At 60.9% G+C, this 2,634-nt stretch carries 2 protein-coding genes; one reads left to right on the top strand and one right to left on the bottom strand.

The features are described 5' to 3' along the window. Window positions 1-995 (top strand): ABC transporter ATP-binding protein/permease (locus ADADOO_RS11430; protein ID WP_511277636.1); only part of this gene is annotated, 995 nt, incomplete at its 5' end. A gap of 110 nt (window positions 996-1,105) precedes the next feature. Here the strand turns inward: ADADOO_RS11430 and ADADOO_RS11425 are convergent. Further along, on the bottom strand, window positions 1,106-2,634 hold a 1,529-nt coding region (locus ADADOO_RS11425; RefSeq protein ID WP_511277635.1), incomplete at its 5' end, for an NADP-dependent glyceraldehyde-3-phosphate dehydrogenase.

Here is a 2,634-nt window from a genome sequence, read left to right as displayed (position 1 = left end):
TGGTTGGCGGGTTTTTCAACGACATTTTCGAGAACCTCAGCAAGCTGATCCGGGTACAACTGAAGCTCAACCTGTTTCAGTTCGGCTACAGCTTCCTGACGGTTGTGATGCCCAGTGCGATCATTGCCGAGCGGGTCATTTCCGGCGAGCTTGAAGTTGGCCGTGCCGTCCAGGCCGCCGGTGCCTTCGCCGCCATCCTGAGTGCGCTGACGGTGATCATCGACAACTTCGACAACCTCAGCAAGTTTGCGGCGGGGATCAAGCGTCTCGACACTTTCCGAAATTTTCTCATCGCCACTGACGGCGCGCCCGTATCGGAAGAACGCGTCATCCGCTTTGCGCCGGGCCCCGATCTGGCCATTGAAAAGCTCACGCTACGGACGCCCAACCATGAGCGCATCCTGCTCAAGAATCTGTCGCTGAAAATCAGCCCGGGGCAGGGCGTACTGATCGTTGGCCCGAGCGGCTGCGGCAAGAGTTCGCTGCTGCGCGCCATCGCCGGACTGTGGCACTCGGGAAACGGCCGCATCATCGGGCCGGATAGCACGGAAATGCTGTTTCTGCCGCAACGGCCCTACATGGTGCAGGGAACCTTGCGCAACCAGCTGCTTTACCCGAACGTCGAGAAAGGCCTGACCGATGCCGAGTTGCTGGAGGTACTGAAGCAGGTGAACCTGCCAGACATCGCCGCCCATTTTGATGGTCTGGATGCCGAACTGGACTGGGGCAAGGTCCTGTCGGTCGGCGAACAGCAACGCGTGGCCTTCGCCCGCGTTCTGCTGATCGGGCCGCGCTACGCCATCCTCGATGAAGCGACCAGCGCCCTCGATATTGCCAACGAAGAAAGCCTGTATCGACTGTTGGCGGCGACCAGTACAACGTTGGTCAGCGTCGGCCATCGGCCGTCCATCCTCAAATATCACCAGCAGGTGCTGGAATTGAGTGGCGATGGCGACTGGAAGCTGTATGCGGGCGAGGACTATCGATTCGAGTGACTTCCCTAGCTGTTCAGGCCTGTGCCGGACGTCAAGGCTCGACCCCGGCATTTCAATTTTGGCTGTTTTTTCCGGTTGACCGTAGCAAGCCCGGTTGACCGTGGGAAGCCTCAGAGAATGAAGTGGGTATTGATGAAGTTCGATTTGTTGCCGAGCACGATGGCATCGAGCAGCTTTTTCGATGCTTCCGTCTGCTTGGCGGCGATCATGGTGCGGATCGAGAAGGCGCGCAGGGCGTCGTGCACGGACAGCGTGCCTTCGGCCGAATCCTTGCGGCCGACGAAGGGGAAAACGTCCGGGCCGCGCTGGCACTGGCAGTTGATATTGACCCGGCAAACCTGATTGACCAGGGTATCGACCAGCGAAGCGATCTGCCCCGGGTCGCTGCCGAAGATGCTGACCTGCTGGCCGTGGTCGGAGGTGATCACGTAGTCGAGCGGCGTTTCGATATCCTCGAAAGTGGCGACCGGGATGATCGGGCCGAACTGCTCCTCGCGGTAGAGCTTCATGCCTTCCTTGACCGGGAAAAGCACAGCCGGATAGAACAGCGTCTCGACCGTGGTGCCGCCGCCGGGGTTGATCACCTTGGCGCCTTTTTCCACGGCATCGGCGATGCATTCGTTCATGTAGGCAACCATTTCCATCTCGGGCAGCGGGGTCAGCATGACGCCGGACTCCCACGGCATGCCGATGGCCAGCTTGCCGACTTCCTCGCAGAAGCGGCGCAGGAAAGTTTCGGCAATCGACTGGTGCACGAGGATCATCTTGATCGCCGTGCACCGCTGGCCGTTGAAGGAGAGCGAACCGGTGATGCATTCCTTGACCGTCAGCTCGATGTCGGCGTCGGCCATGATGATCGCTGCGTTCTTGGCACCAAGGCCGAGGATGGCGCGCAGGCGGTTGGTTTTCGGGTGCGATTTTTTGAGCTGGTCGGCCACTTCGGAGGAGCCGATCAGGGCCAGCACATTGACCTTGCCCGAACCCATGATGTGCGGGACGACGACGTGGCCCTGGCCGTAAACGATGTTGATGACGCCGGGCGGGAAGGCGCTGCGGAAGGCTTCGAGCATCGGGTAGTAGAGCAGCACACCGAAGCGCGGCGGCTTGAAGAGCACGACATTGCCCATGATCAGCGCCGGGATCAGCGTGCTGAAGGTCTCGTTCATCGGGTAGTTGTACGGCCCCATGCACAGCGCGATGCCGACCGGCGAGCGGCGGATCTGGGCGATGGTGCCATCGACGATTTCGAAGCGTGAATTGCTGTTGTCAAGCCGCTTGAGCTCCTCGACGGTGGCACGAATGTAGTCGATGGTGCGGTCGAATTCCTTCTGCGAATCGGCCAGGCTCTTGCCGATTTCCCACATGATCAGGTTTACGATCTCGCGGCGGCGGGCGACGATCTGGTTGGTGAAATCGCCGACGCAGGCGATGCGTTCGGCCACCGACAGGTTCGGCCAGTCGCCGCGGCCGTGATCGTAGGCGGCGACGGCAGCGGCCAGCGCCGCATCGGCCTCGACCGTGCCGGTAACCGGGACGCTGCCCAGTTCGACATGGCTCAGCTTGCCCTCGGTATCTTGCACACAAACCGGCGAATGCACCGTCCGCGTCTCGCCCTTCCAGATGCGCATTTCGCCATTGA

The organism is Azonexus sp. (assembly GCF_036170495.1).
Taxonomy (GTDB): domain Bacteria; phylum Pseudomonadota; class Gammaproteobacteria; order Burkholderiales; family Rhodocyclaceae; genus Azonexus.
The sequence above is the reverse complement of the archived record's forward strand: the minus strand, read 5'-3'. Positions and strand labels throughout refer to the sequence as shown.